Source organism: Pseudomonas sp. HMSC066A08 (assembly GCF_001813025.1).
In the GTDB taxonomy this organism is placed as follows: domain Bacteria; phylum Pseudomonadota; class Gammaproteobacteria; order Pseudomonadales; family Pseudomonadaceae; genus Pseudomonas; species Pseudomonas aeruginosa.
This window is the reverse complement of record NZ_KV811348.1, coordinates 216175-240585: the sequence shown is the minus strand read 5'-3', so window position 1 is coordinate 240585 and position 24411 is coordinate 216175. Positions and strand designations below refer to the sequence as shown.

At 68.2% G+C, this 24411-nt stretch carries 22 protein-coding genes; 11 read left to right on the top strand and 11 right to left on the bottom strand.

Annotated features, from left to right (window positions below; genetic code table 11):
• Nucleotides 1–23: 23 nt before the first annotated feature.
• The 4 genes from hasA to HMPREF2886_RS24905 all read left to right on the top strand — a co-directional run bounded on the left by hasA (nucleotide 24) and on the right by HMPREF2886_RS24905 (nucleotide 5329).
• Nucleotides 24–641, top strand: a complete 618-nt coding sequence (hasA, locus tag HMPREF2886_RS24920; protein WP_003091842.1) for a heme acquisition protein HasA — start codon at nucleotides 24–26, stop codon at nucleotides 639–641.
• Between the two features lie 217 nt (nucleotides 642–858).
• Nucleotides 859–2649 (top strand): type I secretion system permease/ATPase, encoded by a 1791-nt coding sequence (locus tag HMPREF2886_RS24915; RefSeq protein ID WP_003453185.1) that lies wholly within the window; start codon nucleotides 859–861, stop codon nucleotides 2647–2649.
• Complete coding sequence (locus HMPREF2886_RS24910; protein WP_070748592.1) at nucleotides 2646–3977, top strand: HlyD family type I secretion periplasmic adaptor subunit; 1332 nt, start codon at nucleotides 2646–2648, stop codon at nucleotides 3975–3977. The genes HMPREF2886_RS24915 and HMPREF2886_RS24910 overlap by 4 nt, the downstream gene beginning before the upstream one ends.
• Nucleotides 3974–5329, top strand: a complete 1356-nt coding sequence (locus HMPREF2886_RS24905; RefSeq protein ID WP_003113107.1) for a TolC family outer membrane protein — start codon at nucleotides 3974–3976, stop codon at nucleotides 5327–5329. The genes HMPREF2886_RS24910 and HMPREF2886_RS24905 overlap by 4 nt, the downstream gene beginning before the upstream one ends.
• Here the strand turns inward: HMPREF2886_RS24905 and HMPREF2886_RS24900 are convergent.
• The gene (locus tag HMPREF2886_RS24900) at nucleotides 5322–5609 is read right to left on the bottom strand and encodes a DUF3509 domain-containing protein (RefSeq protein WP_003091839.1); all 288 of its coding nucleotides are present in this window, start codon (nucleotides 5607–5609) and stop codon (nucleotides 5322–5324) included. The genes HMPREF2886_RS24905 and HMPREF2886_RS24900 overlap by 8 nt on opposite strands.
• A 174-nt stretch (nucleotides 5610–5783) precedes the next feature.
• Between HMPREF2886_RS24900 and HMPREF2886_RS24895 the strand changes: the two genes are divergently transcribed.
• The 5 genes from HMPREF2886_RS24895 (at nucleotide 5784) to HMPREF2886_RS24875 (ending at nucleotide 10054) form a co-directional block, all read left to right on the top strand.
• Nucleotides 5784–6269 (top strand): phosphate-starvation-inducible protein PsiE, encoded by a 486-nt coding sequence (locus tag HMPREF2886_RS24895; protein WP_003091838.1) that lies wholly within the window; start codon nucleotides 5784–5786, stop codon nucleotides 6267–6269.
• A gap of 112 nt (nucleotides 6270–6381) precedes the next feature.
• Nucleotides 6382–7353 carry an HlyD family secretion protein gene (locus HMPREF2886_RS24890; protein ID WP_003091837.1) on the top strand — a complete coding sequence of 324 codons (972 nt, stop codon included), beginning with the start codon at nucleotides 6382–6384 and terminating at the stop codon, nucleotides 7351–7353.
• A gap of 3 nt (nucleotides 7354–7356) precedes the next feature.
• A complete protein-coding gene (locus HMPREF2886_RS24885; protein ID WP_033968531.1) occupies nucleotides 7357–8529 on the top strand; it encodes an ABC transporter permease in 1173 nt (390 codons plus the stop codon).
• Entirely contained in the window at nucleotides 8526–9659 is a 1134-nt protein-coding gene (locus HMPREF2886_RS24880) for an ABC transporter permease (protein WP_003098675.1), read from the top strand. The genes HMPREF2886_RS24885 and HMPREF2886_RS24880 overlap by 4 nt, the downstream gene beginning before the upstream one ends.
• A gap of 53 nt (nucleotides 9660–9712) precedes the next feature.
• The gene (locus HMPREF2886_RS24875; protein WP_033968533.1) at nucleotides 9713–10054 is read left to right on the top strand and encodes a YceK/YidQ family lipoprotein; all 342 of its coding nucleotides are present in this window, start codon (nucleotides 9713–9715) and stop codon (nucleotides 10052–10054) included.
• Between the two features lies 1 nt (nucleotide 10055).
• Here HMPREF2886_RS24875 and HMPREF2886_RS24870 read toward each other — a convergent pair whose 3' ends face one another.
• A complete protein-coding gene (locus tag HMPREF2886_RS24870) occupies nucleotides 10056–10982 on the bottom strand; it encodes a LysR family transcriptional regulator (RefSeq protein WP_003091833.1) in 927 nt (308 codons plus the stop codon).
• Nucleotides 10983–11255: 273 nt separating this feature from the next.
• Here HMPREF2886_RS24870 and fpr point away from each other — a divergent pair, with 273 nt between their 5' ends.
• Nucleotides 11256–12032, top strand: a complete 777-nt coding sequence (gene fpr, locus HMPREF2886_RS24865; protein WP_070748590.1) for a ferredoxin-NADP reductase — start codon at nucleotides 11256–11258, stop codon at nucleotides 12030–12032.
• Nucleotides 12033–12114: 82 nt separating this feature from the next.
• On the opposite strand, the gene HMPREF2886_RS24860 is transcribed toward fpr, so the two are convergent.
• From HMPREF2886_RS24860 to HMPREF2886_RS24825, 8 genes are all read right to left on the bottom strand, one after another.
• Nucleotides 12115–12651, bottom strand: coding sequence for a nitrous oxide reductase accessory protein NosL (locus HMPREF2886_RS24860; RefSeq protein WP_058178449.1), 537 nt, complete (start codon nucleotides 12649–12651; stop codon nucleotides 12115–12117).
• Between the two features lie 16 nt (nucleotides 12652–12667).
• Nucleotides 12668–13495, bottom strand: a complete 828-nt coding sequence (locus HMPREF2886_RS24855; RefSeq protein ID WP_070748588.1) for an ABC transporter permease — start codon at nucleotides 13493–13495, stop codon at nucleotides 12668–12670.
• Nucleotides 13486–14394, bottom strand: a complete 909-nt coding sequence (locus tag HMPREF2886_RS24850; RefSeq protein WP_070748587.1) for an ABC transporter ATP-binding protein — start codon at nucleotides 14392–14394, stop codon at nucleotides 13486–13488. The genes HMPREF2886_RS24855 and HMPREF2886_RS24850 overlap by 10 nt, the downstream gene beginning before the upstream one ends.
• Complete coding sequence (locus tag HMPREF2886_RS24845; protein WP_073648725.1) at nucleotides 14391–15677, bottom strand: nitrous oxide reductase family maturation protein NosD; 1287 nt, start codon at nucleotides 15675–15677, stop codon at nucleotides 14391–14393. Before HMPREF2886_RS24845 ends, HMPREF2886_RS24850 begins: the two co-directional genes overlap by 4 nt.
• On the bottom strand, nucleotides 15674–17584 hold the full coding sequence (gene nosZ, locus HMPREF2886_RS24840) for a TAT-dependent nitrous-oxide reductase (protein ID WP_033975518.1): 1911 nt from the start codon (nucleotides 17582–17584) through the stop codon (nucleotides 15674–15676). The genes HMPREF2886_RS24845 and nosZ overlap by 4 nt, the downstream gene beginning before the upstream one ends.
• Nucleotides 17585–17626: 42 nt before the next feature.
• Nucleotides 17627–19774, bottom strand: coding sequence for a transcriptional regulator NosR (gene nosR, locus HMPREF2886_RS24835; RefSeq protein WP_070748585.1), 2148 nt, complete (start codon nucleotides 19772–19774; stop codon nucleotides 17627–17629).
• A gap of 282 nt (nucleotides 19775–20056) precedes the next feature.
• Nucleotides 20057–21373, bottom strand: a complete 1317-nt coding sequence (locus HMPREF2886_RS24830) for an MFS transporter (protein ID WP_070748583.1) — start codon at nucleotides 21371–21373, stop codon at nucleotides 20057–20059.
• Between the two features lie 31 nt (nucleotides 21374–21404).
• A complete protein-coding gene (locus HMPREF2886_RS24825; protein ID WP_070748581.1) occupies nucleotides 21405–22580 on the bottom strand; it encodes a M20 aminoacylase family protein in 1176 nt (391 codons plus the stop codon).
• A gap of 126 nt (nucleotides 22581–22706) precedes the next feature.
• Here HMPREF2886_RS24825 and HMPREF2886_RS24820 point away from each other — a divergent pair, with 126 nt between their 5' ends.
• Nucleotides 22707–23657 carry a LysR family transcriptional regulator gene (locus HMPREF2886_RS24820; RefSeq protein ID WP_033968548.1) on the top strand — a complete coding sequence of 317 codons (951 nt, stop codon included), beginning with the start codon at nucleotides 22707–22709 and terminating at the stop codon, nucleotides 23655–23657.
• 24 nt (nucleotides 23658–23681) lie between these two features.
• On the opposite strand, the gene tsaA is transcribed toward HMPREF2886_RS24820, so the two are convergent.
• Nucleotides 23682–24377, bottom strand: coding sequence for a tRNA (N6-threonylcarbamoyladenosine(37)-N6)-methyltransferase TrmO (tsaA, locus tag HMPREF2886_RS24815; RefSeq protein WP_033968549.1), 696 nt, complete (start codon nucleotides 24375–24377; stop codon nucleotides 23682–23684).
• Between the last annotated feature and the right edge of the window lie 34 nt (nucleotides 24378–24411).

Genomic DNA, 24411 nt, shown 5'->3' with positions numbered 1-24411 from the left:
ACTCGTTGAATTGGAGTTTTGGCATGAGCATTTCGATTTCCTACAGCACCACCTACAGCGGCTGGACCGTAGCGGATTACCTGGCGGACTGGTCGGCCTACTTCGGCGACGTCAACCATCGTCCGGGCCAGGTGGTGGACGGCAGCAATACCGGCGGCTTCAACCCCGGTCCGTTCGACGGCAGCCAGTACGCGCTGAAGAGCACCGCCAGCGACGCGGCCTTCATCGCCGGCGGCGACCTCCACTACACCCTGTTCAGCAACCCCAGCCACACCCTGTGGGGCAAGCTGGACAGCATCGCCCTCGGCGACACCCTGACCGGCGGCGCCTCCAGCGGTGGCTACGCCCTGGACAGCCAGGAGGTGAGCTTCAGCAACCTGGGCCTGGATTCGCCGATCGCCCAGGGCCGCGACGGCACCGTGCACAAGGTGGTCTACGGCCTGATGAGCGGTGACAGCAGCGCCCTGCAGGGGCAGATCGACGCGCTGCTGAAAGCGGTCGACCCGAGCCTGTCGATCAACTCCACCTTCGACCAGTTGGCCGCGGCCGGCGTCGCCCATGCCACCCCGGCTGCGGCAGCGGCGGAAATCGGCGTGGTCGGCGTGCAGGAACTGCCGCACGACCTGGCCCTGGCGGCCTGAGCAACTGTCCACGATAGCGTTCGTGGACTGCTTGCGCTAAAGGCCGGAGAGGAGTTGGCGCTCCTCTCCGGCGCGCGAACCGCCGTCGCTGCGCCTCGCACCCGTGGCGACGGCGGCCCCCGGATTGTTCCTCCGCCGGCCGTGCCCGGCAAGCGGAGACTGCCGCAATGTCCTCCGGGCCCGCTCGCGGCCCGGACACCCACAGGACCCGACTCCGATGAAGCTCCGGCCGGCCTCGCCGCGCAATGAAATCCTCGCCACCCTCGGCCGCTTCCGCCCGGCGCTGCGCAGCGTCGCGCTGTTCACCGCGGTGATCAACCTGCTGATGCTGGCGCCGTCGCTGTACATGCTGCAGGTCTACGACCGGGTACTCGGCTCCGGCAACCACATGACCCTGCTGATGCTGACCCTCATGGTGCTCGGCCTCTACCTGCTGCTCGGCGCCCTGGAGTGGGTGCGCAGCCTGGTGGTGATCCGCCTCGGCGGCCAGCTCGACATGCAACTCAACCAGCGCATCTACGACGCCTCGTTCCGCGCCAGCCTGGAGCGCGGCGAGCAGGCCGTCGGGCAGGCGCTGAACGACCTGACCAGCCTGCGCCAGTTCCTCACCGGCAACGCCCTGTTCGCCTTCTTCGACGCGCCCTGGTTCCCGCTCTACCTGCTGGTGATCTTCCTCTTCAGTCCCTGGCTCGGCCTGCTTGCCCTGGTTGGGGCGCTGCTGCTGGTGCTGCTTGCCTGGGTCAACGAAAGCCGCTCGCGCGAACCGCTGGCCGAGGCCGGGCAACTGTCGATCCTCGCCACCCAGCAGGCCTCGGCCAACCTGCGCCAGGCGGAAACCCTGGCGGCAATGGGCATGTTGCCGGCCATGCGCGCGCGCTGGTTCGCCCAGCACCAGGCCTTCCTTGCCCGGCAGAACCTCGGCAGCGAGCGCAGCGCGGCGATCGGCGCGACCTCCAAGGGCGTGCGCCTGGCCCTGCAGTCGCTGGTGCTCGGCCTCGGCGCCTGGCTGGCGGTGGAAGGCCTGATCACCCCGGGGATGATGATCGCCGGCTCGATCCTGATGGGCCGCGTGCTCAGCCCCATCGACCAGTTGATCGCGGTCTGGCGCCAGTGGAGCGGCGCGCGGCAGGCCTACCAGCGACTGGCGCGGCTGCTCGAGGAGAATCCGCCGGCCGCCCTGGGCATGCCGCTACCGGCGCCGCGCGGCGCGTTGCGCGTCGAGCGGCTCTGCGCGGCCGCGCCGGGACGCGAGCAGGCATTGTTGCAGGACCTCGGTTTCGCCCTGGAGCCTGGCGAAGCGCTCGGCGTGATCGGGCCGTCCGGTTCCGGCAAGTCGACCCTGGCGCGCTTGCTGGTGGGCGCCTGGCAGCCGCTGTCCGGCGCGGTGCGCCTGGACGGCGCCGACCTGCGGCAGTGGAGTGCGGCGGCACTGGGGCCGCACATCGGCTACCTGGCCCAGGACGTGCAACTGTTCGCCGGCAGCATCGCCGAGAACATCGCGCGCTTCGCCGAGGTGGATGCCGAGAAGGTGGTGGCGGCGGCGCGCCTGGCCGGCGTGCACGACCTGGTGCTGCGCCTGCCGCAGGGCTACGACACGCGCCTTGGCGACGGCGGCGCCGGACTCTCCGGCGGCCAGCGCCAGCGCATCGGCCTGGCCCGCGCGCTGTACGGGCGACCGGCGCTGATCGTGCTCGACGAACCCAATGCCAGCCTCGACGAGGCGGGTGAGGCGGCCCTGGCCGAGGCCATCGCGGCGATGCGCCGGCACGGCAGCAGCCTGGTGCTGGTCACCCACAAGCCGGCGGTGCTGGCGCTGACCGACAAGCTGTTGTTGCTGCATGGCGGGCGCCTGCAGCGTTTCGGCGCGACCGCCGAGGTGCTTGCCAGCGCCTCGCCGCCGGCCGCTGCGGCCCCGGCGCCGACACGGCCGACGCCGGCGTTCGGTTTCGGCTACCGGCCGGGACCGGGGATGCCGGTCGGCGGTGTGCCGGGAGGAGCGGCGCGATGAGCGGGCAGGCGCGGTTGCGCGAAGTCGGCGCCGGCGGCGCGGCGCTGGAACTGGACGAGAAGCGTTTTTCCCGGCTCGGCTGGGGGCTGGTGCTGCTCGGCTTCGTCGGCTTTCTCCTGTGGGCCGGGTTGGCCCCGCTGGACAAGGGTGTCGGGGTCTCCGGCACGGTGATGGTGGCCGGTAGCCGCAAGGCCGTGCAGCACCCTACCGGTGGCCTGGTCAGGCACATCCGCGTGCACGAAGGCGAGCGGGTGGAGGCAGGACAGGTGCTGCTGGAGATGGACGCTACCCAGGCCCGGGCCCAGGCCGATGGCCTGTTCGCCCAGTACCTGGCGGCGCTGGCGAGTCTGGCGCGGCTGAGCGCCGAGCGCGATGAAAAGGCGCGGATCGAGTTTCCCGCCGAGCTGCTGGCGCTGGACGACCCGCGCCTGCCGACCCTGCTGGAACAGCAGCGGCAGTTGCACGACAGCCGTCGGCGGGCGCTGCGCCTGGAACTCGATGGTCTCGCCGAGACGGTCGCCGGCAGCCAGGCGCAACTGGACGGCCTGCAAGCCGCGCTGCGCAGCAAGGAGCAGCAGCGCGCCGCCCTCGAGGAACAGTTGCGCGGCCTGCGCCAACTGGCCAGCGAGGGCTACGTGCCGCGCAACCGCCTGCTCGACAGCGAGCGCCTGCTGGCCCAGGTCAACGGCGAGATCGCCGGCGACCTCGGCAGCCTCGGCAGTACCCGCCGGCAGATCCTCGAACTGCGCCTGCGCATGGCCCAGCGGCGGGAGAAGTTCCAGGAAGAGGTGCGCGCCAGCCTGGCCGACGCCCAGGTGCGCGCCGAGGAGTTGCGCAATCGCCTGGCCAGCGCGCGCTTCGACCTGGCCAACAGCGAGGTACGGGCGCCGGTCGCCGGCCTGGTGGTCGGCCAGGAAGTGTTCACCGAGGGCGGCGTGATCGCGCCCGGCCAGCAACTGATGGAAATCCTCCCGGAGCGCCAGCCGCTGCTGGTGGACGCTCGGCTGCCGGTGGAGATGGTCGACAAGGTCCGCGTCGGCCTGCCGGTGGAGCTGATGTTCAGCGCCTTCAACCAGAGCACTACGCCGCGGGTGGAGGGCGAAGTGACCCTGGTCTCGGCCGACCGCCTGCTGGACGAGCGCAGCGAGGCGCCGTACTACCGGGTGCGCATCCGCGTAGGCGAGGAGGGCGTACGTCGCCTGGCCGGCCTGGAGGTCCGCCCGGGGATGCCGGTGGAGGCCTTCGTTCGCAGCGGCGAGCGCTCGCTGTTGAACTACCTGTTCAAGCCACTGGCCGACCGTACCCACCTGGCGCTGGAGGAAGAATGAATCGCCTGCGAGCCTGCCTGCTGTCCTCCGCGCTGCTTTCGGCCTCTTCGGCCCAGGCGCTGGGCCTGCTGGACGCCTACCAACTGGCGGTGCGCCACGACCCGACCTTCCAGGCGGCGCTCCACGAGCGCCGCGCCGGCAGCGAAAACCGCGCCATCGGCCGTGCCGGCCTGCTGCCGAGCCTGCGCTACGACTACAACAAGGCGCGCAACGACTCCACCGTCAGCCAGGGCGACGCCCGCGTCGAGCGCGACTATCGCAGCTACGCCTCGACCCTCAGCCTGGAGCAGCCGCTGTTCGACTACGAGGCCTACGCGCGCTACCGCCAGGGCGAGGCCCAGGCGCTGTTCGCCGACGAACAGTTCCGCGGGCGCAGCCAGGAACTGGCGGTGCGCCTGTTCGCCGCCTACAGCGAAACCCTGTTCGCCCGCGAGCAGGTGGTCCTGGCCGAAGCCCAGCGGCGTGCCCTGGAAACCCAGCTGGCGTTCAACCAGCGTGCCTTCGAGGAAGGCGAGGGCACCCGCACCGACCTGCTGGAGACCCGCGCCCGGCTGAGCCTGACCCGCGCCGAGGAGATCGCCGCCAGCGATCGCGCGGCGGCGGCGCGGCGTACGCTGGAGGCGATGCTCGGGCAGGCACTGGAGGATCGCGAACTGGCCGCGCCCATCGAGCGCTTCCCGGCGCTGCGCCTGCAACCGGCGACCTTCGAAGGCTGGCGCCAGGTGGCCCTGCAACGCAGCGCCGAGCTGGGCGCCCAGCGCCATGCGCTGGAGGCGGCAGCCTACGAGGTGGAGCGCAATCGTGCCGGCCACTTGCCCAGGCTCAGCCTCTACGCCAGCAGCAGCAAGACGCACTCGGCTTCGGAAAGCACCTACGAGCAGAAATACGACACCGACAGTGTCGGCCTGCGTCTCAGCCTGCCGCTGTTCGAGGGCGGGCGGGTGTCGGCAGCGACCCGCCAGGCCGGCGACAAGTACGCCCAGGCCCAGGCCGAGCTGGATGCCCAGGTGGCCAGTGTGATCAATGACCTGCACAGCCAGTTCGACCTGACCGCCAGCAGCCTGGCCAAGGTGCGTGCCTACGAGATGGCGGTGGCCGCGGCGCGCGAACAGGTGACAGCGACGCGGCGCAGCGTCGCCGGCGGGGAGCGGGTCAATCGCGACGTGCTGGACGCCGAACAGCAGTTCTACGGCGCCCGCCGCGACCTGGCGGAAGCGCGCTACGCCTACCTCAACGCCTGGCTGCGCCTGCGCCAGCTGGCGGGGGTGCTGGAAGACCGCGACCTGGCGGTGCTGGCTGCCTATTTCGGCGCCGGCGAAGGACGCGCGCAGGTCACCGCTGCCATCAGATAGCTATCGGCCAGCGTGCCTTGCCTTGGGTCATCGCCTGCAACAGTTGCGGCGCGCTGGTGCCGTTTTCGATGGCGATGCCGAAGCGGATGCTCTCGATCATCCGCTGCAACTGCTCCAGGTCATGCAGTTGCGCCGGTCGGATCAGGCGCTTGGCGGCGACCCCGCGTTCGTTGGAAAGGGTGAGGACGATGCTGCCGTCCGGCCGCTCCAGGCTGAGGTTGACCCGGTACTCGGCCTGGAAGGCCTCGGTGAGGAGCTGGAAAGGGCTGCTGTCGGTCATGGCGGACCACCTGAATGCTGTCGTGCTGGTTGGGACTGGGTGCCGCCCGGAAAGTTCTTTGTCACCGCCGGGCTGTACCCTGCGCCGACGTGCGGACGTCTATCTGCGCACGTGCCTTGGCCTGGGCCTTGCACGCTTCGGGCCAGGTGGCCGTCGTCTTTGTCGGGAGAAGCTATGAAACAGAATTGGGCCGAGCGCCTGCGCGCAAGCATGCACCACCAGGCGGAGAGCCTCGGCAACCTGCTGGTGGAGGCCTTCCACTACCTGGCCCTGTTCGCCATCGGCGCCACGGTGTTCTGGGCGGCGGGCGCGGCTTTCCTGGGGATGGTGAACAAGGGGCATGCGTCGATCGACGACATCCTCCTGCTGTTCATCTACCTCGAGTTGGGCGCGATGGTCGGTATCTACTTCAAGACCAACCACATGCCGGTACGCTTCCTGATCTACGTGGCGATGACCGCGCTGACCCGCCTGATGATCGCCGACATCCAGCACAACCATACGCCGGACGATGGCATCATCCTGGTCTCGGTGGCGTTGCTCCTGCTGGCGCTGGCGATCCTGGTGGTGCGCTTCGCCTCGGCGCGCTTCCCTTCGGCGAAGTCCGACGGGGCCGCCGCGCGGCGGGTGGCGAGCGAGGACGCCGAAGGGGAAGCCTGATTCGTCGCCGCGCCGGAGCCGGACTCCGGCGCGCTTCCGCTCGGCGCGCCGGCCAGCGCAACGGCCTGGCAATGTACTACCATCGCCCGGTCGTGTTCAGGAAGCCTGCCCCATGAAGGGATGGAAACTCTTTACCCCGCTGCTGATCCTCGCGATCGTCGCCATCACCCTCTACCTGCGCCTGCACAATCCGCCCCTGCTGTTGCAGGGCGAGGCGGACGCCACCAACGTCATCGTTTCCTCCAAGGCCAAGGGCCGGGTCCAGGTGCTGCACGTGCGGCGCGGCGACGAAGTGAAGCAGGGCGACCTGCTGATCAGCCTCGACAGCCCCGAGCTGGAAGCCCAGCTCGATGCCCTGCACGCGGCGCGCAACCAGGCCCAGGCGCAGCTCGACGAGTCGCTCCACGGTACCCGCGAGGAGAGCATCCGCGCGCTCAAGGCCAGCCTGGCACAGGCCGAGGCCGAGTTGCGCAACGCCGAGTCGGATTTCCAGCGCAACCAGCAGATGGTCGAGCGCGGCTTCCTCTCGCGGACCCAGTTCGACCTCTCGCGGCGTGAGCGCGATGTCGCCCGCGACCGCGTCGCCGAGGCGCGCGCCAATCTCGACGAAGGCCTCAAGGGCGACCGCGAGGAGCGTCGCCAGGCGTTGCAGGCCGCGGTGCGCCGGGCCGACGCGCAGATCGCCGAGCTACAGGCGCAGATCGACGACCTGCAGGTGCGCGCGCCGGTCAACGGCGAGGTCGGGCCGATCCCCGCCGAACAGGGCGAACTGATCAACGCCTACAGTCCGCTGCTGACGCTGGTACGGCTGGACGACAGCTACTTCGTCTTCAACCTGCGCGAGGACATCCTGGCCAAGGTGCGCAAGGGCGACCGCATCGTCATGCAGGTGCCCGGCCTGGGCGGCGCCGAGGTCGAGACCGAGCTGCGCTACATCGCCCCGCTGGGCGATTTCTCGACCAGGCGCGCGACCCGCGCCACCGGCGATTTCGACCTGAAGACCTTCGAGACCCGCTTCTACCCGTTGCAGCCGACACCCGGCCTGCGCCCGGGCATGAGCGCGCTGTGGCGCTGGACGAACTGAGCGATGGCGTGGGCCGCGCTGAAGCGCAACGCCAGCCGTTTCGTCCAGGCGTTCAATACCGAGACGCGGATCGCCTGCCGCAGCTGGACCATCCACTGGCTCGGCTGGTGCTGGCCGCTGCTGCTGTTCGGCGTGATCAGCGGCGTCTACCAGGCCGGTACCCTGCTGGACATGCCGCTGGCGGTGATCGACAAGGACCATAGCCAGCTGTCGCGCAAGCTGATCCGCGACCTCGACGCGACCTCTCACGCCCAGGTGATCACCGTACCCGCCGGCGTCCAGGAGGGGCTCGACGCGATCCGTCGGGCCGACGCCTACGCCTTGCTCTACATCCCGCCGGACTTCGAGGCCGACGTGCTCGGCGGACGCGCGCCGAAGGCCGAGCTGTACTACAACGCGCTGCTGTATTCGGCCGGCTACGCCGCCACCCAGGACTTCTCGGCGCTGGTCGCCAGCCTCAACGGCGAATTGCGTCCGCGCCTGGCCGCCGGGATGCCGGCGGCGCTGCCGCACCTGGCGAGCATCAGCGTGTCCTACGACAGCCTGTTCAATGCCAGCGGCAACTACATCTATTACCAGCAGTTCGCCGCCATCGTGCACCTGCTGCAGCTGTTCGTGATCGTCACCATGGTCCATGTGCTGGCCCGCGAGGCGCCGGAACTGCGCGCCTCCTCGCCGCACATCCTGCGGGCCAAGGCCCTCGGCGTACGCCTGGTGGGCAAGCTGGCGCCCTACACGCTGCTGTTCACCGCGCTGCTGATGCTGGAAATCTTCCTGCTGGTGGCGTTCTCCGGCGCGCGCATCAACGGCAGCCCGCTGGCGATGCTGATGATCACGCTGTTCTACGTGATCGCCGCGCAGAGCGTCGGGCTGATGCTGTTCGTCTTCACCGCCAACCGCTTCACCGCCTATTCGCTGGTGGGCATGCTGATCGGCGTCGCCCAGACCTACTCGGGAGTGCTGATCCCGGAACTGGCGATGCCGACCCTGGCGCGGGTGATCGCCGAGGCCGAGCCGCTGACCCATACCCTGCACGGCCTGTTCGACCAGTTCCTGCGCCAGGCGCCGCCCAGTTCGGCGCTCTACACCTGCGCCAAGCTGGCGCTGTACCCGCTGATCGCCTACATGATCGCCAAGATGCGCCTGCGCAGCCGCCTGGACCTGAGCCCGATATGAAGAACTACCTGCAGATCCTCCGGGAAACCCTGAAGGCCATGCTGTCCAAGCCGATGTGGCTGATGGTCGTGGCCTCGGTGTGCATCACCTCGCTGCCGTACATGAACCACACCGCCCTCGACCTGCCGGTGGCGGTGGTCGACGAGGACCACAGCGACGTGTCGCGCGAGCTGGTCCGGCTGCTCGATTCGGCGCCGAAGGTCGCCGTGGTCGGCTACGACAGCCTGCCGCAGGCCAAGCGCGACCTGGCCTGGCGCGAGCTGTACGCGATCATCGTGATCCCGCTGAACTTCGAGAAGCGCCTGCTGCGCGGCGAGGCGCTGGTGATCCCGTACTTCGGCGATGCCACCAACCGCATGGCCAACGGCCAGATCCAGCAGGACATCTCGGCGGTCTACAGCGCGCTGACCAACCGCTACAACGCTGCCCTGCTGGAACGCGAAGGCTTCACCGCGACCCAGGCGCAGGTGGTGCTGAGCCCGCTGGTAGGGCAATTGACCGACCTGTTCAACCCCGGCATCAGCTTCGCCGCCATCGTCCTTCCGGGGTTGCTGTCGCTGATCCTGCAACACAGCCTGCTGCTCGGCTGCACCCGCGGCAACATCATGCTGCGCGGCGGCACCCCGCGCTACATGCGCCAACCGCTGTCGACCCGCTTCGGCCGCTACAGCGCGCAACTGCTGATCTGGACCGTGCTGGCGATGCTCTTCTACGTGATCTGGCCGCACCTGCTGGGCTATCGCCAGTCGGCCTCGTTCTTCATGCTGCTGGGGATCGTCCTGCCGTTCCTGATCGCGGTGATCGCCCTCAGCGAGTTCATCGCCGAGCTGCTGCCCACCGAGGAGTCGGTGTACCTGACCATGACCTTCATCACCCTGCCGCTGTTCTACATGGCCGGCTACAGCTGGCCGGAACAGGCCATGCCGGACTGGGTACGCTGGCTGGCCGACGCGATCCCCTCGACCTGGGCGATCCGCGCCATCGCCGAGATGAACCAGATGGACCTGCCGCTGCGCGAAGTCAGCGACCATGCCCTGGTGCTGCTGGGCATGGCCGCCACCTACGCATTGCTGGGTACGCTGCTGTACCAGTACCGCAACTGGCGCTGGGACAACGTCAAGGGTTGGTGAAGTGGCGCAAGGCCGGCCATGCTCGGCTGGCGTTCGCACAGGGAGATGAAGGAATGTTTCGTTCGGGGCTTTCTTTGCTGGTGCTTCTGGGGCTCGCCACGCTCGCTGGGTGCGGTTCCGTCAACACGCTGGTACGCGACGACGCCAGCGCCGCCCACGACCTGCGCCTGAAGGCGACCGCCTGCACCAGCCTGCCGCGGGTGTACAGCGGGGTCAGCTACACCTTCTGCCGGCTCAACGTGAAGACCGGGTCGCCGGTGGCGCCGGCGCAAGCCGACGGCATCCTCGAGGTGCTGGCCCTCGACTTCGCGCTGTCCGGGGTGATCGACACCCTCGCGCTGCCCTATACCTCGTACCGCCAGTACCGCGACGGCAACCTGTCCCTGGCCAACTGAGTCAGGGAATCAGCGGCAGCACGATCTCGTCGCTGCGGCTGATCCCGGCGGTCTCGCTGCGGCACAGGTCGAGGAACTCGCGCATGGTCGCGGTCTGGTACTTCTGCTTGTGCCAGATGAAGTAGAACTGCCGGCGCAGGTCCAGGCCGGGCGTCTCCACCGGTACCAGGCTGCCGCGGCGGAATGCGTCGCGCAGGGCCAGGCGGGAAATGCAGCCGATGCCCAGGCCGGACTCCACGGCACGCTTGATCGCCTCGGTGTGCTCCAGCTCCAGGCGGATGTTCAGCGGCCGCGGGTGATGGCGCATGGCCTGGTCGAAGGTCAGGCGGGTGCCGGAACCCTGCTCGCGGAGGATCCAGGCCTCCCGCGTCAGCCGTTCCAGGTCGGCGCCGCCCCGCCGCGCCAGGGGATGCTGCGGGGCGCAGAACACCACCAGTTCGTCCTCCATCCAGGGTTGTACCTCGATGTCCGGATGCCGGCAGTCGCCCTCGATCAGGCCCAGGTCCAGCTCGTAGTGGGCGACCTGCTGCACCACCTGGGCGGTGTTGTGCACGTGCAGGCGCACCCGGCAGTCCGGCTGGCGCTGCATGAAGGCGCCGATCAGCAGCGTGGCCAGGTAGTTGCCGATGGTCAGGGTGGCGCCGAGGTCGAGGGAGCCGAAGGCGGTCTTGCCGTTGAGCAGGTTCTCGATTTCCTCGCCGCGGTCGAGCAGCGCCACCGCCTGTGGCAGCAGTTGGCGGCCGAGGGCATTGAGGGTCAGGCGCTTGCCGGCGCGGTCGAACAGCTTGCAGTCGAACTGCCGCTCCAGCTCGCCGAGCGAGGTGCTGGTCGCCGACTGCGACAGCGACAGCCCCTCGGCGGCGCGGGAGACGCTCTCCTGCTGGGCCACGGCGACGAACACCTCGAGCTGGCGGAGGGTGAATTTCATCCAGGCTTCCTCGTCTAGAGCGAAAGGCCCCGCGACATTTTGCCGTTCCGTCGGCGGGGTTGGCTCGGTTATCCTTGCGCCCCGTCCGCGGGAGCGATGGGAGCCCTCGGCGGCCGGCGGCCGACCGATATCGTGTTATCCCATATCCATATTCTGGATAAGCATTATCCAGACAATTCATTTTGCGGATATTTTGGCAACCGATAAAATGCCGCGCAACTGCGTCACGTCTGCTGCTGTTGGTGTGCGCCCGCGTTTTCCTAGGAGTCTTTGATGAGCAATCTGTACACCGAGCGCGTTCTCAGCGTGCACCACTGGAACGACACCCTGTTCAGCTTCAAGACCACCCGTAACCCGGGTCTGCGCTTCAAGACCGGCCAGTTCGTGATGATCGGCCTGGAAGTCGACGGTCGCCCGCTGATGCGCGCCTACAGCATTGCCAGCCCGAACTACGAAGAGCACCTGGAGTTCTTCAGCATCAAGGTCCCGGACGGCCCGCTGACCTCGCGCCTGCAGCACCTGAAGGAAGGCGACGAGCTGATGGTCAGCCGCAAGCCGACCGGCACCCTGGTGCACGACGACCTGCTGCCCGGCAAGCACCTCTACCTGCTCAGCACCGGCACCGGCATGGCGCCCTTCCTCAGTGTCATCCAGGACCCGGAAACCTACGAGCGCTACGAGAAGGTGATCCTGGTCCACGGCGTGCGTTGGGTCAGCGAACTGGCCTACGCCGACTTCATCACCAAGGTCCTGCCGGAACACGAGTACTTCGGCGACCAGGTGAAAGAGAAGCTGATCTACTCCCCGCTGGTGCCCCGCGAGCCGTTCCGCAACCAGGGTCGCCAGACCGACCTGATGCGCAGCGGCAAGCTGTTCGAGGACATCGGCCTGCCGCCGATGAACCCGCAGGACGACCGCGCGATGATCTGCGGCAGCCCGAGCATGCTGGAAGAGACCAGCGCCGTGCTCGATAGCTTCGGCCTGAAGATCTCGCCGCGCATGGGCGAGCCGGGCGACTACCTGATCGAGCGTGCCTTCGTCGAGAAGTAGTCCTCCGCCGCGCCTCGTCGCGCCAGGCGAAGAAAGCCCCTGCCGTAACCGCGGCAGGGGCTTTCTGCTTTCCGGCCCCCGCTCAGTGCGCCGGATGCCGGTGCGGGTGGTCGCCGCCCACGCCTTGCAGCACCGCCTGGTCGATCTCGTCGAAGCGCAGTACCCGGCCGCCTTCCTCGGCCGCCAGGCGCGTCGCGGCCTCTTCGTCGGCGAACGAGGCGAGGGTGGCGCCCATGCCGCCCGGCCGCTGGATGCCGACCACGTAGTAGGCGCGGGTGGCGTCGATCAGGTGGGCGTCGTCGGGGTGCCGCCAGTCGGCCTGGCTCATGTCGTGGACATACAGGCGCGCCTGGCCCTGGCGGTTTTCCGGTTGCAGCCACCAGCCGAACAGTTCCGCGGTGGAGCAGAACTTGCGCACCGCGCCGGGAAGCACCGCCTCGCCCTTGGGACCGGGTATTTCCTCGATGAGCATGCCGCAGACGTGGCATTCGTCGCCGCCGGCGATCGGCACCGGGCCGAGTGCCGTGGCGTCGTCCCGCGACGCATCGCAGCCGGCCAGCAACAGGCCGAGCAGGAGCGTGCCGAGCAGAGGGCGCAGGGGGAGGGTATGACGTTGCATGGCGGAACCTCGTGAGTCAGATGGGGCGGCGGCGGAACAGGCCGTGGGCCAGCGTCAGGGCAGCGCCGGCCCAGAGGGCCAGGGCCAGCCAGAGGGCGCTGGCGGACACCGGCAGGTCGCTGGCCAGGGGAACCACCCCGCCGGCGGCGGCTGCGTCGAAGCCGGACAGGTTGATCAGCCGGTAGAGGTCGGTCGGGTTGAGCAGCAACAGCCAGGGCAGCAGTCGCGGGCTCAGGTGACCCTGGCTGAGGACCAGGATCGCCAGCAGGGCCAGGTCGAACAGCAGGACGAAGAAGAACCACAGGCCGAGGGCCTGCCCGGCGGCGCTGGATTTCTCGCCGGCGCGGCTGCTCAGGGCGTAGGCCAGGGCGAGGAACACGCAGCCGAGCAGCAGCGAGGAACCCATGAAGCGGCCGAAGGCGCCCAGCAGGATGGCCGCCTCGACCTCCGGCACCAGCACGAGGATCGCCAGCGCCGCGCTGCCGAAGCCGATCAGGGTGGCCAGGGCGAGGATCAGCCCGTGACCGAGGAACTTGCCGAGCAGCAACTGGCCGCGCCCCAGCGGGTAGGTCAGGAGCAGCAGCAGGGTGCCGCCTTCCTCCTCGCCGACGATGGCGTCGTAGGCCAGCAGCAGGGCGATCAGCGGCATCAGGAAGGTGGCCAGGCTGGTCAGGCTGGCGACCGTCGCCGGCACCGAGGTGAAGCCGACCTGGCCGGCCGTGGCGGCGCCGAACCAGGCGATGCCCACCGAGAGCAGGGCGAACAGCAGGCTGATCGCCAGCAGCCAGCGATTGCGCAGGCCGTCGGCCAGTTCCTTGCGGGCGATGGTCCAGACTACGGGCATGGCGTGGCTCCGGCGGGGGGCATGTGGTGGCGATAGAGGTCCTCCAGCGACGGCGGCAGGACCTCCAGGTCGAACTCGCGCGCGGCCAGCAGCGCTTCCAGCACGCCGTCGCGCTCGGCATCGTCCAGCAGTACCTCGATGCGCTGGCCGTCCAGTCTCCGCGCCGCCAGGCCGGCCCGGCGCCAGCGTTCGAGCCACTGTGGGTTATGCGGGCTGGCCAGGCGCACGTGGGTCGGCAGAGCCGCCTTGCGGCGCAGTTCGGCGAGGCTGCCGGCCACTTGCAGGCGGCCGCCGGCGAGAATCGCGGCGCGGTCGATATGCGTCTCGACGCCGGGCAGCACATGGGAGCAGAGGACGATCCCGGTGCCCTGGCCGCGCAGGCGGTCGAGCAATTGGTAGAGCTCGACGGTGGCCAGCGGGTCGAGGCCCACCGTCGGTTCGTCGAGCAGCAGCAGGCGCGGTTCGCCGAGCAGCGCCTGGGCCAGGCCGAGGCGCTGGCGCATGCCCTTCGAGTAGGTTTTCAGGCGCCGCCTGGCGGCATGGCCGAGGCCGACCTGTTCCAGCAGGCGCGTGGCTTCGGCCGGCGCCACGCCCTTGAGGCGGGCGAAGTGGCGCAGGGTTTCCGCGCCGCTGAGCTGCGGGTAGAAGGTCACGTTCTCCGGCAGGTAGCCGAGCTGGCGGCGCACCTCCAGGCTCCTCGCATCGTGGCCGAGGACCCGCACGCGGCCTGCGCTGGGGGCCAGCAGGCCGAGGACCAGCTTGATGGTGGTGGTCTTGCCGGCGCCGTTGTGGCCGAGCAGGCCGAGCACCTCGCCGGGCTCCAGGCGCAGGTCGAGCCCGCTCAGGGCGGTGAGGGCGCCGTAGCGCAGGGTCGCGCCGTCGATCTCGACCAGGCTCATGGCCTCGGCTCCGCGGCGGGCATCCGCATCAGCGGATGGCTGTCGCGCACGCCGGGCGAGCGCACCACCGGGAAGGCGCGCTGGACCCAGCGCAGCAGCTCGATGCTCGGGCTGTTCAGCAGCAGGCGTACCTGCGGGTACAGCCAGATCAGCCGGTCGACGTTGTCGTTGGGCTCGTAGGCGGCGTCGCCGAGGCCGTCGTCGTCGCGGTCCCAGCCCAGGTAGTCGCTCCAGTAGTTGCCGCGGCCGTCGGCGGACCACTCCTGCTCGCGGCTGGCGACGTACTTGACCTGCTGGCGGTTGCCTATGAAGGCGTTGCCGGCGATGCGATTGTCCTCCGAGCCGGCGGTGAGGTGGATGCCCAGGGCGCTGTCGGCGAAGCTGTTGCCTTCGATGCGGTTGAACAGCGAGTTGTAGATGAACAGCGCCTTGCCCTCGGCGCCGGAGATCATCGCGTCGCCGGTGCTGCCGCTGCGCACGCCCTCGACGCGGTTGCCGGCCAGGGTCGAGTAGGTGATGTAGTTCATCAGGATGCCGTAGTTCTCGTCGTCGATGGAGCGGTTGCCGGTCACGGTCAGCTTGCGGCTCTGCATCAGCGCGTAGCCGGTGCGGGTGCGCCGGGTCAGGTTGTCGATCACCCGGCTGTTGTGGGTGAACATGTAGTGCACGCCGTAGCGCAGGTCCTCGAAGCGGTTGGCTTCGATGCTGCTGTCGTTGGAAGTGTCGATGTAGACCCCGTCGCGGGTGTGGCTGACCCGGTTGCCGCGGACCAGGGCGTCCTTCACCGCATAGAGGTGGATACCGTTGCCGCGATCCTGGGAGCGCACGCTTTCGTCGCCCTCGATGCGGTTGTCGAGCACCTGCGCGCCCGCCGTGGCGTCGAGCCAGACGCCGAAGCCCGCGCCGCGCAGGTCGTTGCCGCGGATCACGGCGCCGCTGGCGGCCTTGCCGACGAAGATCGCGGCGTCGAGTTCGGTCAGGTTGCGCCCCCAGTTGCGCAGCCGGCAGCCCTCGACGGTGATCCCGGGGCTGGTCAGGGTCAGCAGGCTGCCGTGGCCGCCGCCGTCCAGTTCGGCGCCGGCCTCGCAGCGCAGGTGCAGAGGCCGGTCGATGACGAAGTTGCCGGCGTAGCGGCCTACCGCCAGGCTCCAGCGGCCATCGCCGTCGGCCCGCAGCGGCAGGCCGTCGACCGGCTCCGCGCGGGCCGTGGCGAGGCCGAGCAGGAGCAGGGCGAGGAGCGGCCCCGCCCGGCGCCCGGCCATCGACCGCGCTGCGTGGATCAAGCCTTTTCCACCAGCATCCGCCCGCACATTTCCATGTGCAGGGCGTGGCAGAACCAGCTGCAGTAGTACCAGTGCACCCCGGGCTTATCGGCGACGAAGGTGATCGACGAGGTCTGTTGCGGGCTGATCTCCATGCAGACGCCGTGGTTGACCATGACGAAGCCGTGGGTCACGTCCTCGATCTCGTCGAGGTTGGTGATGGTCACGGTGACTTCGTCGCCCTGCTTCACCTTGAACTCGGTGAGGCCGAAGGAGGGCGCCATCGAGACCATGTAGACGCGGACCTTGTTGCCCTCGCGGATGACCTTGTTGTCCTTCATCAGGTCGATGCCGTCCTTTTCCGCGCGCTTGACCGTTTCGGCGAAGAACGGGTCCTTGCGGTCCCAGATCTTGCGGGTCTTGATCTGGTCGCGGCGGGCGAGGATGCAATCGTGCGGTTCGGCGAAGGTCGGGCCGTCGTGGACCAGCTTCATTTCCTCGCCGGAAATGTCGATCAACTGGTCGTTCTCCGGGTGCAGCGGACCGGTGGGCAGGAAGCGGTCCTTGGAGAACTTGCTGAGCACCACGATCCACTTGCCGTCGGCTTCGCTGGTCTCGCACAGGGTGGCGTGGTTGTGCCCCGGCTGGTACTGCACGTCGAGTTTCTGGCGGATGTAGTCGACCTTCTCGCCCTTGTAGGCGCGCACCGCGTCGGCGAGGTTCCACTTCACCAGCTGGCTGTCGATGAACAGCGTGGTATAGGCGTTGCCTCGGCCATCGAAGGTGGTGTGCAGCGGGCCGAGGCCCAGTTCCGGCTCGCCCACCACCACGTCGCGCGGGTCGGCCAGCTTGCCGGCGAACAGGTCGGCGAGGCGCTCGATGGCGATCATGGTGCAGGTCGGCGAGAGTTTGCCGTTGGCGATGAAGTACTTGCCGTCCGGCGAGGTGTTCAGCCCGTGGGGATTCTTCGGTACCGGGATGTAGCGGGTCACCGGGCTGTCCTTGCCGTCCTTGCGCCGGCCGTCGACCACCGGCACCTTCGAGTCGCCGAGGGTGACGAAGCGCCTGGCCTTGATCTCGGCCTCGATGCGCGGGATGTCGAACACCACCACCCAGTCGCGCTCGTTGCGCATCATGCCGCCGAGGTCGACGGCCTTTTCCGAGTTGTAGCAGGTGGAGGCGGCGAACCTGCCGCTGTAGTCCATGTCGGTGTTGTCGAGGTTGCCGTCGACGATCACCTGCCAGGCCACTTCCATGGTTTCGGCGTCGATGGCGTTGTACAGGGTGAAGGCGTTGTCGCCGGACAGGTCGAAGGTCGAGCCGTCGTTGGGATGGGGGATGATGAACTCGGCGTTGCAGAACACGTAGCGGGTGTGCGGCACTTTCTGCAGGCGCAGGCCGTGGATCGCCTGGACGTTGGGGATGGTGACGATGCGGTCGCATTTCATGACGTCCAGGCGGATGCGCGCGACCCGGCTGTTGGCCTTGTCGTTGATGAACAGGTACTTGCCGTCGTACTTGCCGTCGGTCATCGAGATGTGCGGATGGTGGCAGTCGCCGTTGAGGAAGCGTGCGCCGTCGCCGAGGACCCGCTTGCTCTCGTTGGTCAGGCCCCAGCCGGTGGCCGAGTCGACGTTGAACACCGGGATGCGCATCAGCTCGCGCATCGACGGCACGCCGAGTACGCGTACTTCGCCGGAATGTCCGCCGCTCCAGAACCCGTAGTACTCATCGAGTTCGCCGGGGGCGACCTCGGCCTTGCTGCGCTCGCCCTTGCTCGCGGCCCGGGCCTCGCGGCCGACCACCGCGCTGCCCAGGGCGCTGGCGCCCACCAGGGCGGCGGCTCCGGTCAGCGCCGAGGCGCCGAGGAAGCCGCGGCGGTTCAGGCCATGGGTTTCTTCGTGGGTACTTTTCGTGTCGTCGCTCATCTCGTGTCGTCCTCAAGGGCAGTCAGGGGAAAGGGAGCCAGGTCAGAGGTTCTCCGCGGGTATCTGCCCGCTGTCCGCAGGCGCGCTCTTCGCGCGCTTCTTGCGCTTGTTCACCAGCGGCGGGCACTTGTTCTGGTCGTGGTAGGTCATCTGGCAGTCGAGGCAGTAGTGGCATTCGTTGGCCTCGATGCGGCCGTCCGGATGAATCGCCTGGATCTCGCATTCGCGGGCACAGAGCTGGCACGGCTTGCCGCATTCCGCGCGGCGCTTGAGCCAGTCGAACAGGCGCGCCTTGGCCGGGATCGCCAGGGCCGCGCCCAGCGGGCAGAGGTAGCGGCAATAGACCTTGCGGGTGAACAGGTTGACCGCCAGCAGCGCGACGGCGTAGGCGACGAACCACCACTGGCGGTCGAAGCCGAGGGTGATGGCGGTCTTGAACGGCTCCACTTCCGCGGCCTGCTCGGCCAGCGCCAGGGATTCCAGGGAGAGGCCGAAGAGCGCCAGCAGGATGATGTACTTGATCGCCCAGAGCCGCTCGTGCACGGCGAACGGCACCTGGAACTGCGGCACGCGGAGCTTGCGCGCGAGTTCGTTGAGCAGTTCCTGCAGCGCGCCGAACGGGCACAGCCAGCCGCAGAACACGCCGCGGCCCCAGAGCAGCAGGCTGGCTGCGGTGAAGGTCCAGAGGACGAACAGCAGCGGGTCGCTGAGGAACAGCTCCCAGCGGAAGCCTTCGAACAGCGCGTGGACGAAGGTCAGCACGTTGACCACCGATAGCTGGCCGAGGCTGTACCAGCCCAGGTAGACCAGGGTGAACGCCAGGTAGGCGGTGCGCAGTCGCTGCATCAGGCGCGGCCGTCGCACCAGGCGGTCCTGGAGGAAGAGGATCGCCAGGAGCAGGACGAGGGCGGTGCAGAGGACCCCGATCTGGAAATTCTTCTGGTACCAGACCCGCAGCCACAGCGGCCGGGCGGCCTCTTCCAGGGCGGCCAGTTCCTCGGCCGTTGGCTGCGGCCGCTCCAGGTATTCCTCGGGCGTCTGGCAGGCCAGCTCGAAGCTGGTGAATACCCCCGCCACCGGGCCGGTCTGGCGCCGCACGAGCAACTCCAGGGTCCAGGGCGAGCCCGGATCGAAACGCTGGCTGGCGCGGGCGACGAAGATCGCCATCTCGCGGAACTCCGGCATGCCTTCGGCGTAGACGTCCGACAGGCGCTGGTAGTCGAGGTCGCGGAAGCTGATGATGTCGCCGAACTGGCGCAGTTGGACCCGATCGAAGATGCCGCCGCGCACGTAGCCGGAACCCTTGAAGGAATACTCGCCGTCGCCGAGCACGACGAAGGCGTATTCGCCTGGCTTCAGCGACGCCATCAGTTCGCGGTACTGGTTGTCGCCGAGCAGGCTGCGGCCCACCGCGGGAGGGTTGAGCAGGGCGCTGTAGAGATCGATGAACGGCTCGTCGCGGTGCGCCGCGTCGGCTTCGCCGATGCCTTCGGCCTCGCTGCCCTTGAAGGCGTCGTCGATCTGCCCGCGACTCAACTGCAGGCGGCGGATCGCGCCGTTGCCGAGCAATTCGCTCCAGCTCGCCGGCGCTGCCGGTTGCTGGCGTACCTGTGCCGGCTTGGGCCGCACATTGCCGCGGTCCTCGATCAGGCCGAGGGAAACCGCCACCCTGTGCGCGGCGCGCATGACGATCTCGTTGACCACCATCACCGTCACCGTGGCGCCGCTCACCGCGTCGACGGTAACCGCCTGCGGGTCGCTGGAGCGGCCGACCACCACCCGCTGGTCGGCGCGCACGCCGTCGTACCTGGCGCTGAAAGCATGCAGCTTCTCTTCCGGGATGCCGATCAGCAGGATCGGTTCGTGGTGTTCGAGGACGTAGGCGTCGCGGATAACCGCCTGCGGATCGAGGATCACCTGCAGGTTGATCGGCTTGCCGGAATAGGCCGGGATGTCGGTGACGCCGAGGGTCTGGAAGGCGTAGCCGAGGGTTTCCTCGCCCTTGCTCAGGCGGCGTACGCCGTAGTCGCCTTCGGGGTCGCCGATCCGCTCGACCGCGGGGAATACCTGGGCGATGCGCAGGCGCTCCAGCTCGCTGAGTTCGGCACCCTGGGCGGCGAGGCCGACCAGCAGGAGCATCCAGGCGAAGACACACCGCCACGATCCGGCGGAAAAACGAAGGGCGCGCATAGGTTCCATCTACTACTGGCTACCGGCGAGAAAAGGGACGCCGCGCTGCGGTGGGGTCTGCGCCTGGCGGTGGAATCGCTTCCGTTGCCGGATGCTAGGAGGAGCGGGGGCGGAACGCGCTTGATGAAAGTCAAGAAGTGGAGATTAAGGAGAGAGCTGTCATTTGCCGAGGCTGTTCGAGGGTACTTCGTGAAAGAGCGTCTGGAGATGGCGTGATGCGCATATCTCGGCATTTTCCGTCAGGCTCGCCGCAGGGCGGAGCGGGCCTGGCGGACCTCTGGTTCAGTCGAGTTCCCGGCCGGCGGTTTCCGGGGCCAGCAGGAGGCCGGCCAGGGCCAGCAGGAGGGCTCCGAAGATATACCAGGCCGGTGCATTGGGGTTGCCGGTAAGTCCCACCAGGCCGGCGGCGAAGAACTGCGCGAAGCCGCCGAACAGGGTCACGCCGATGCAGTAGGCGAGGGACATACCGCTGGCGCGGATCTCCACCGGGAACAGCTCCGGAAGGATCGCCAGGTTCGGCACGATGGTGTAGGTCAGCGGGATGCTGAGCAGGAATACCACTGTCAGCAGAACGCCGATGTGTGGATTCTGGTTGATCACCAGAAAGGCCGGGTAGGTCGCCAGCAGGAGGATCGGCATGGGCCAGAAGATCGCCTTGCGCCGGCCGATGCGGTCGCTCAGCCGGCCGGCGTGGGCGGACAGGAACAACTGCGGTAGACAGGCGACGATGGCCGCCCAGGTTCCGACGGCCAGGGGCATGCCCAGTACGCCGATAGCGTGGTTGGCCAGGTAGAACTGGATCATGTAGACAGGCACGGTGGCACCGATCACCAGCAGAACGCCGGCGCACAGCTGACGTGGGTGGGCGAGCAGCAAGGCGATACGGTTGATCCGAATTGGCCGGGGCCTGGCGCTGGCCGCGCGGTGCGCCTGGGTTTCCTCCAGGCGATGGCGGATGTATTCGCTGACCGGGATGGCGAGGATGCCGACCGCGAAGATTACCCGCCAGCCCCAGCTATCCATGGCCGCCGGCGTCAGCAGGTTGCTCAGCGCCGTGACCAGCAGGCCGCCGAAGAGAATGCCCAGGCTCTGGCTGAAGACTTGCCAACTGCAGTAATAGCCGCGTGTGTCCTTGTCGGCGTACTCCATCAGCATGGTGGTGGAGGTGCCGATCTGGCCGCCCAGGGCGAAGCCCTGCAACAGGCGGGCGAGGATCACCACCGTCGGGCCGAGCAGGCCGGCCTGGGCATGGGTCGGGGCGATGGCGAACAGCAACGCGCCGAGCGCCATCAGCCAGAGGGTCAGGCGCATGGCGGAGCGGCGCCCGGCGCGGTCGGCGTACAGGCCGATGACCAGTGCGCCGAGTGGGCGCATGACGAAGCCTGTGCCGAACACCGCCAGAGATAGCAACAGCGGGACCAGCGGGTGGTCGCCGAAGGGGAAGAACAGCCGGGCCATGAGCGTCGCCAGCATGCTATAGACCAGGAAGTCGTAGAACTCCAGGGCGTTGCCCAGGCAGATCGCCGCGATGGCCTTGCGCTTGGCCGGTCGAGGACGGTCCTGGCTGAGATCGAAAGATGTTGTTGTTCTTGTTGTCATCGTGTGTTTCCTCGGGAAGGCCCGTCGTTTGTCAGACCAGGAAGCGTCGCGCCAGCCTGACCCAGAAGGTGGCCCCCCATGGCAGGGCCTGGTCGTTGAAGTCGTAACCGGGGTTGTGCACCTCGCAACTGCCGTGGCCTTCGCCGTTGCCGATCAGCAGGTAGCAACCGGGTACTTCCTCCAGCCAGAAGGCGAAGTCGTCGCTGGCGCAGATGGGTTTCACCTCCTGTGCCAGGCCCTCTTCTCCCAGCCAGTCGCGGATCACCTCGGTGGCCAGTTGGGTGGCGCCGGGGTCGTTGACTAGTACTGGGTAGCCGTTTTCGAAGCTGACTTCGGCGCTGGCGCCGAAGCTCGCCGCGTGGCCTTCCGCCAGGGATTGAATACGGTGCCTGAGCAACTGGCGGATTTGCGGGTTCAGCGCGCGGACGCTCAGGCGCAGTTCGGCGCTCTGCGGGATCACATTGGGCGCGTCGCCGGCGAGGAAGGCGCCGATGGTGACGATAGCTGTCTCGCTGGGCGGGGCATTGCGCGATACCACGGTCTGCAGCGCCATCACCAGCGAGGCGCCGATCACCACCGGGTCGACCGCCTTGTCCGGCATGGCGCCGTGGCCGCCACTGGCATGGATGACGATGCGGATGCTGTCGGACGAGGCCATGAAAGGACCGGGGAGCGTGGCGAAGCAGCCGACCGGAATACCGGGAAAGTTGTGCAGGGCGAAGAGGGCGTCGCAGGGGAACAGATGGAACAGCCCTTCGTCCAGCATGCGCTTGGCGCCGGAGCCGCCATGGCCTTCCTCGGCCGGCTGGAAGAATAGTTGCAGGGTGCCGCGCCAATCGCGTTCGCGGGCCAGTTCGCAGGCTGCCGCCAGGAGCATCGCGGTATGTCCGTCGTGGCCGCAGGCGTGCATCTTGCCGGGGACGCGGCTGTTCCAGGGGCGGACGTTCTGTTCCAGGATGGGCAGGGCGTCCAGCTCCGCGCGTAGGCCCAGCGTCGGGCCCTGGCCATTGCGCAAAGTGGCGACCACCGCAGTGACAGCTAGGTCGAGGTGCAATTCGTAGCCCCACTCGCGCAGATGGCTCATGACCTTCTCGCGGGTGGCGAACTCCTCGAAGCCCAGCTCCGGTTCCGCGTGGATGGCGCGGCGGAGTTCGGTCATGGCGGGAGCGATGGCGGCGATGCCGGGATCGATACGGTGCGTGTTCATGTCGTTCTTGTCCTGGGTACGCTGGTTGGCGGGAGGGCGGTGGCTTAACCTAGCGCCGGCGTTCGGTCGGCATAAGCCAAAAAAAAGTTGTCGTGATCCGTTTTGGTGTTCAGGTGGGAGATTTGCATGAAACTGCACCAGCTACAGGCCTTGATCGCCGTCGCCGAGGGTGGCGGGATTCGCTCGGCCGCCCGTGGTCTCGGCTTGTCCCAGTCTGCGGTTACCCGGGCGCTGCGCGAACTGGAGGAAGAACAGGGCTTGCCGCTGTTAATGCGCCATGCCGGTGGCGCGCGGCTCAGCGATGCCGGACTGGTTCTGTTGCCCCATGCCAGGCAGATCGCCAGCCAACTGGAAAACGCTCAGCGCGATCTGGCGAGCCTGCGAGGCGAGGTACCGACGAAGCTGTGCGTGGGGGTCACCCCCTGGTTCGGACAGACTCTATTGGCGGCGGCAGTGCGAATCTTCCGTAGAGAGATGCCGGCGGTCCACTTGGAACTCTACGAAGGCCTGCAGGCGGTGAGTCTGCCACTGTTGCGCAGCGGAGTGATGCATTTCGCCCTAGGGCCGGCGGGGGCGCTACCGTCTCAGGAGTTCGTCCACGAGCCGTTGGCCCGCTACCGTATGAAGGTGGTCGCCTGCGAAGGCCATCCGTCGCAGGCCGCGCACTCACTGGCGGAGCTGCTGGAGCAGGACTGGGTGATGAACTTCACCCAGGCTGGATACGAGCAGGTCGTACAGAAGCTTTTCGGTCGGTACGGTTATACGGTCTGCTCCGGGCGTATCGTCTGTGCCCAGTCGAGCGCTATGCTCACCAGTCTGATCGTCGATGCGGGGATGCTCGGCTATTCGCCCGAGCCGATGCTCCTCTGCGAGCCCATGCGTGGCCGAGTGCGGGCGCTGGAGCTGGACGAGGCACTGGCCGACGACGACATCAGCCTGATCCGTTTGCGTGACCAGGCGCTGGACCCGGCAGCACGCTGTTTTATCCAGTGCCTGCAGCAGGTGCTGAAGGCTTGTGTTCGCTCGCGCAACGCCGAGGAGCGGCGTTTGGCGGACTTGTTGGAGCTGTTGTTCTAAGCGCGCTCGATAGCTTGTGGCGGTTCAGCTACCGCGACTGACGTCGAGCACGCGGATCAGGTCCGGGCGCGGGTAGTGCCAATGCACGTCGAGGTCCCACAGGCGCACTCCGTAGCGGCGCCCGGGCTCCGGCTTCTGGTAGGCCGGACGTGGGTCCTGGGCCAGGCATTGCTCGATCAGCTCGGCCACCGGCTGCTGCAACCGCTGGCCGTGCTCATGGGCCTGGCGCCGCGCCTGCTCGCTCCACTCCACGGCGATGCCCGGCGGCGGCGCGTCGGCGATGCCGTTGCGGGCGTCGGCCACGGCGTCGGCGTAGGGTACGTAGGGCTTGATATCGAGTACCGGGGTGCCGTCGAGCAGGTCGATCCCGGACAGCCACAGGCGCCCCGCTTCGAAACCCTCCAGGCGCACCACCGACTGGCCGATGCCGTTCGGCCGATGGGTGGCGCGGGTGGCGAAGACTCCCAGCGAGCGATTGCCGCCCAGGCGCGGCGGGCGCACCTTCAGTCGCGGCTTGTCCTCCAGGGCCTGGTGGAAGAGGAACAGCAGCCAGACATGGCTGACCTGCTCCAGGCCTTCCAGCGCTTCCGCCTGGTCGAACGGCGGCAGCAGTTCCAGGGTCCCCCGCGCCGCCGGCGCGAGCAGCGGCTGGCGCGGGATGGCGAACTTCTCCATGAAGCAGGAGCGGATGTAGCCGATGGGAGAAACGCTGTGGGTCATGGCGGGACGAGGCGAGCGGTCGGGGGCGTCATGT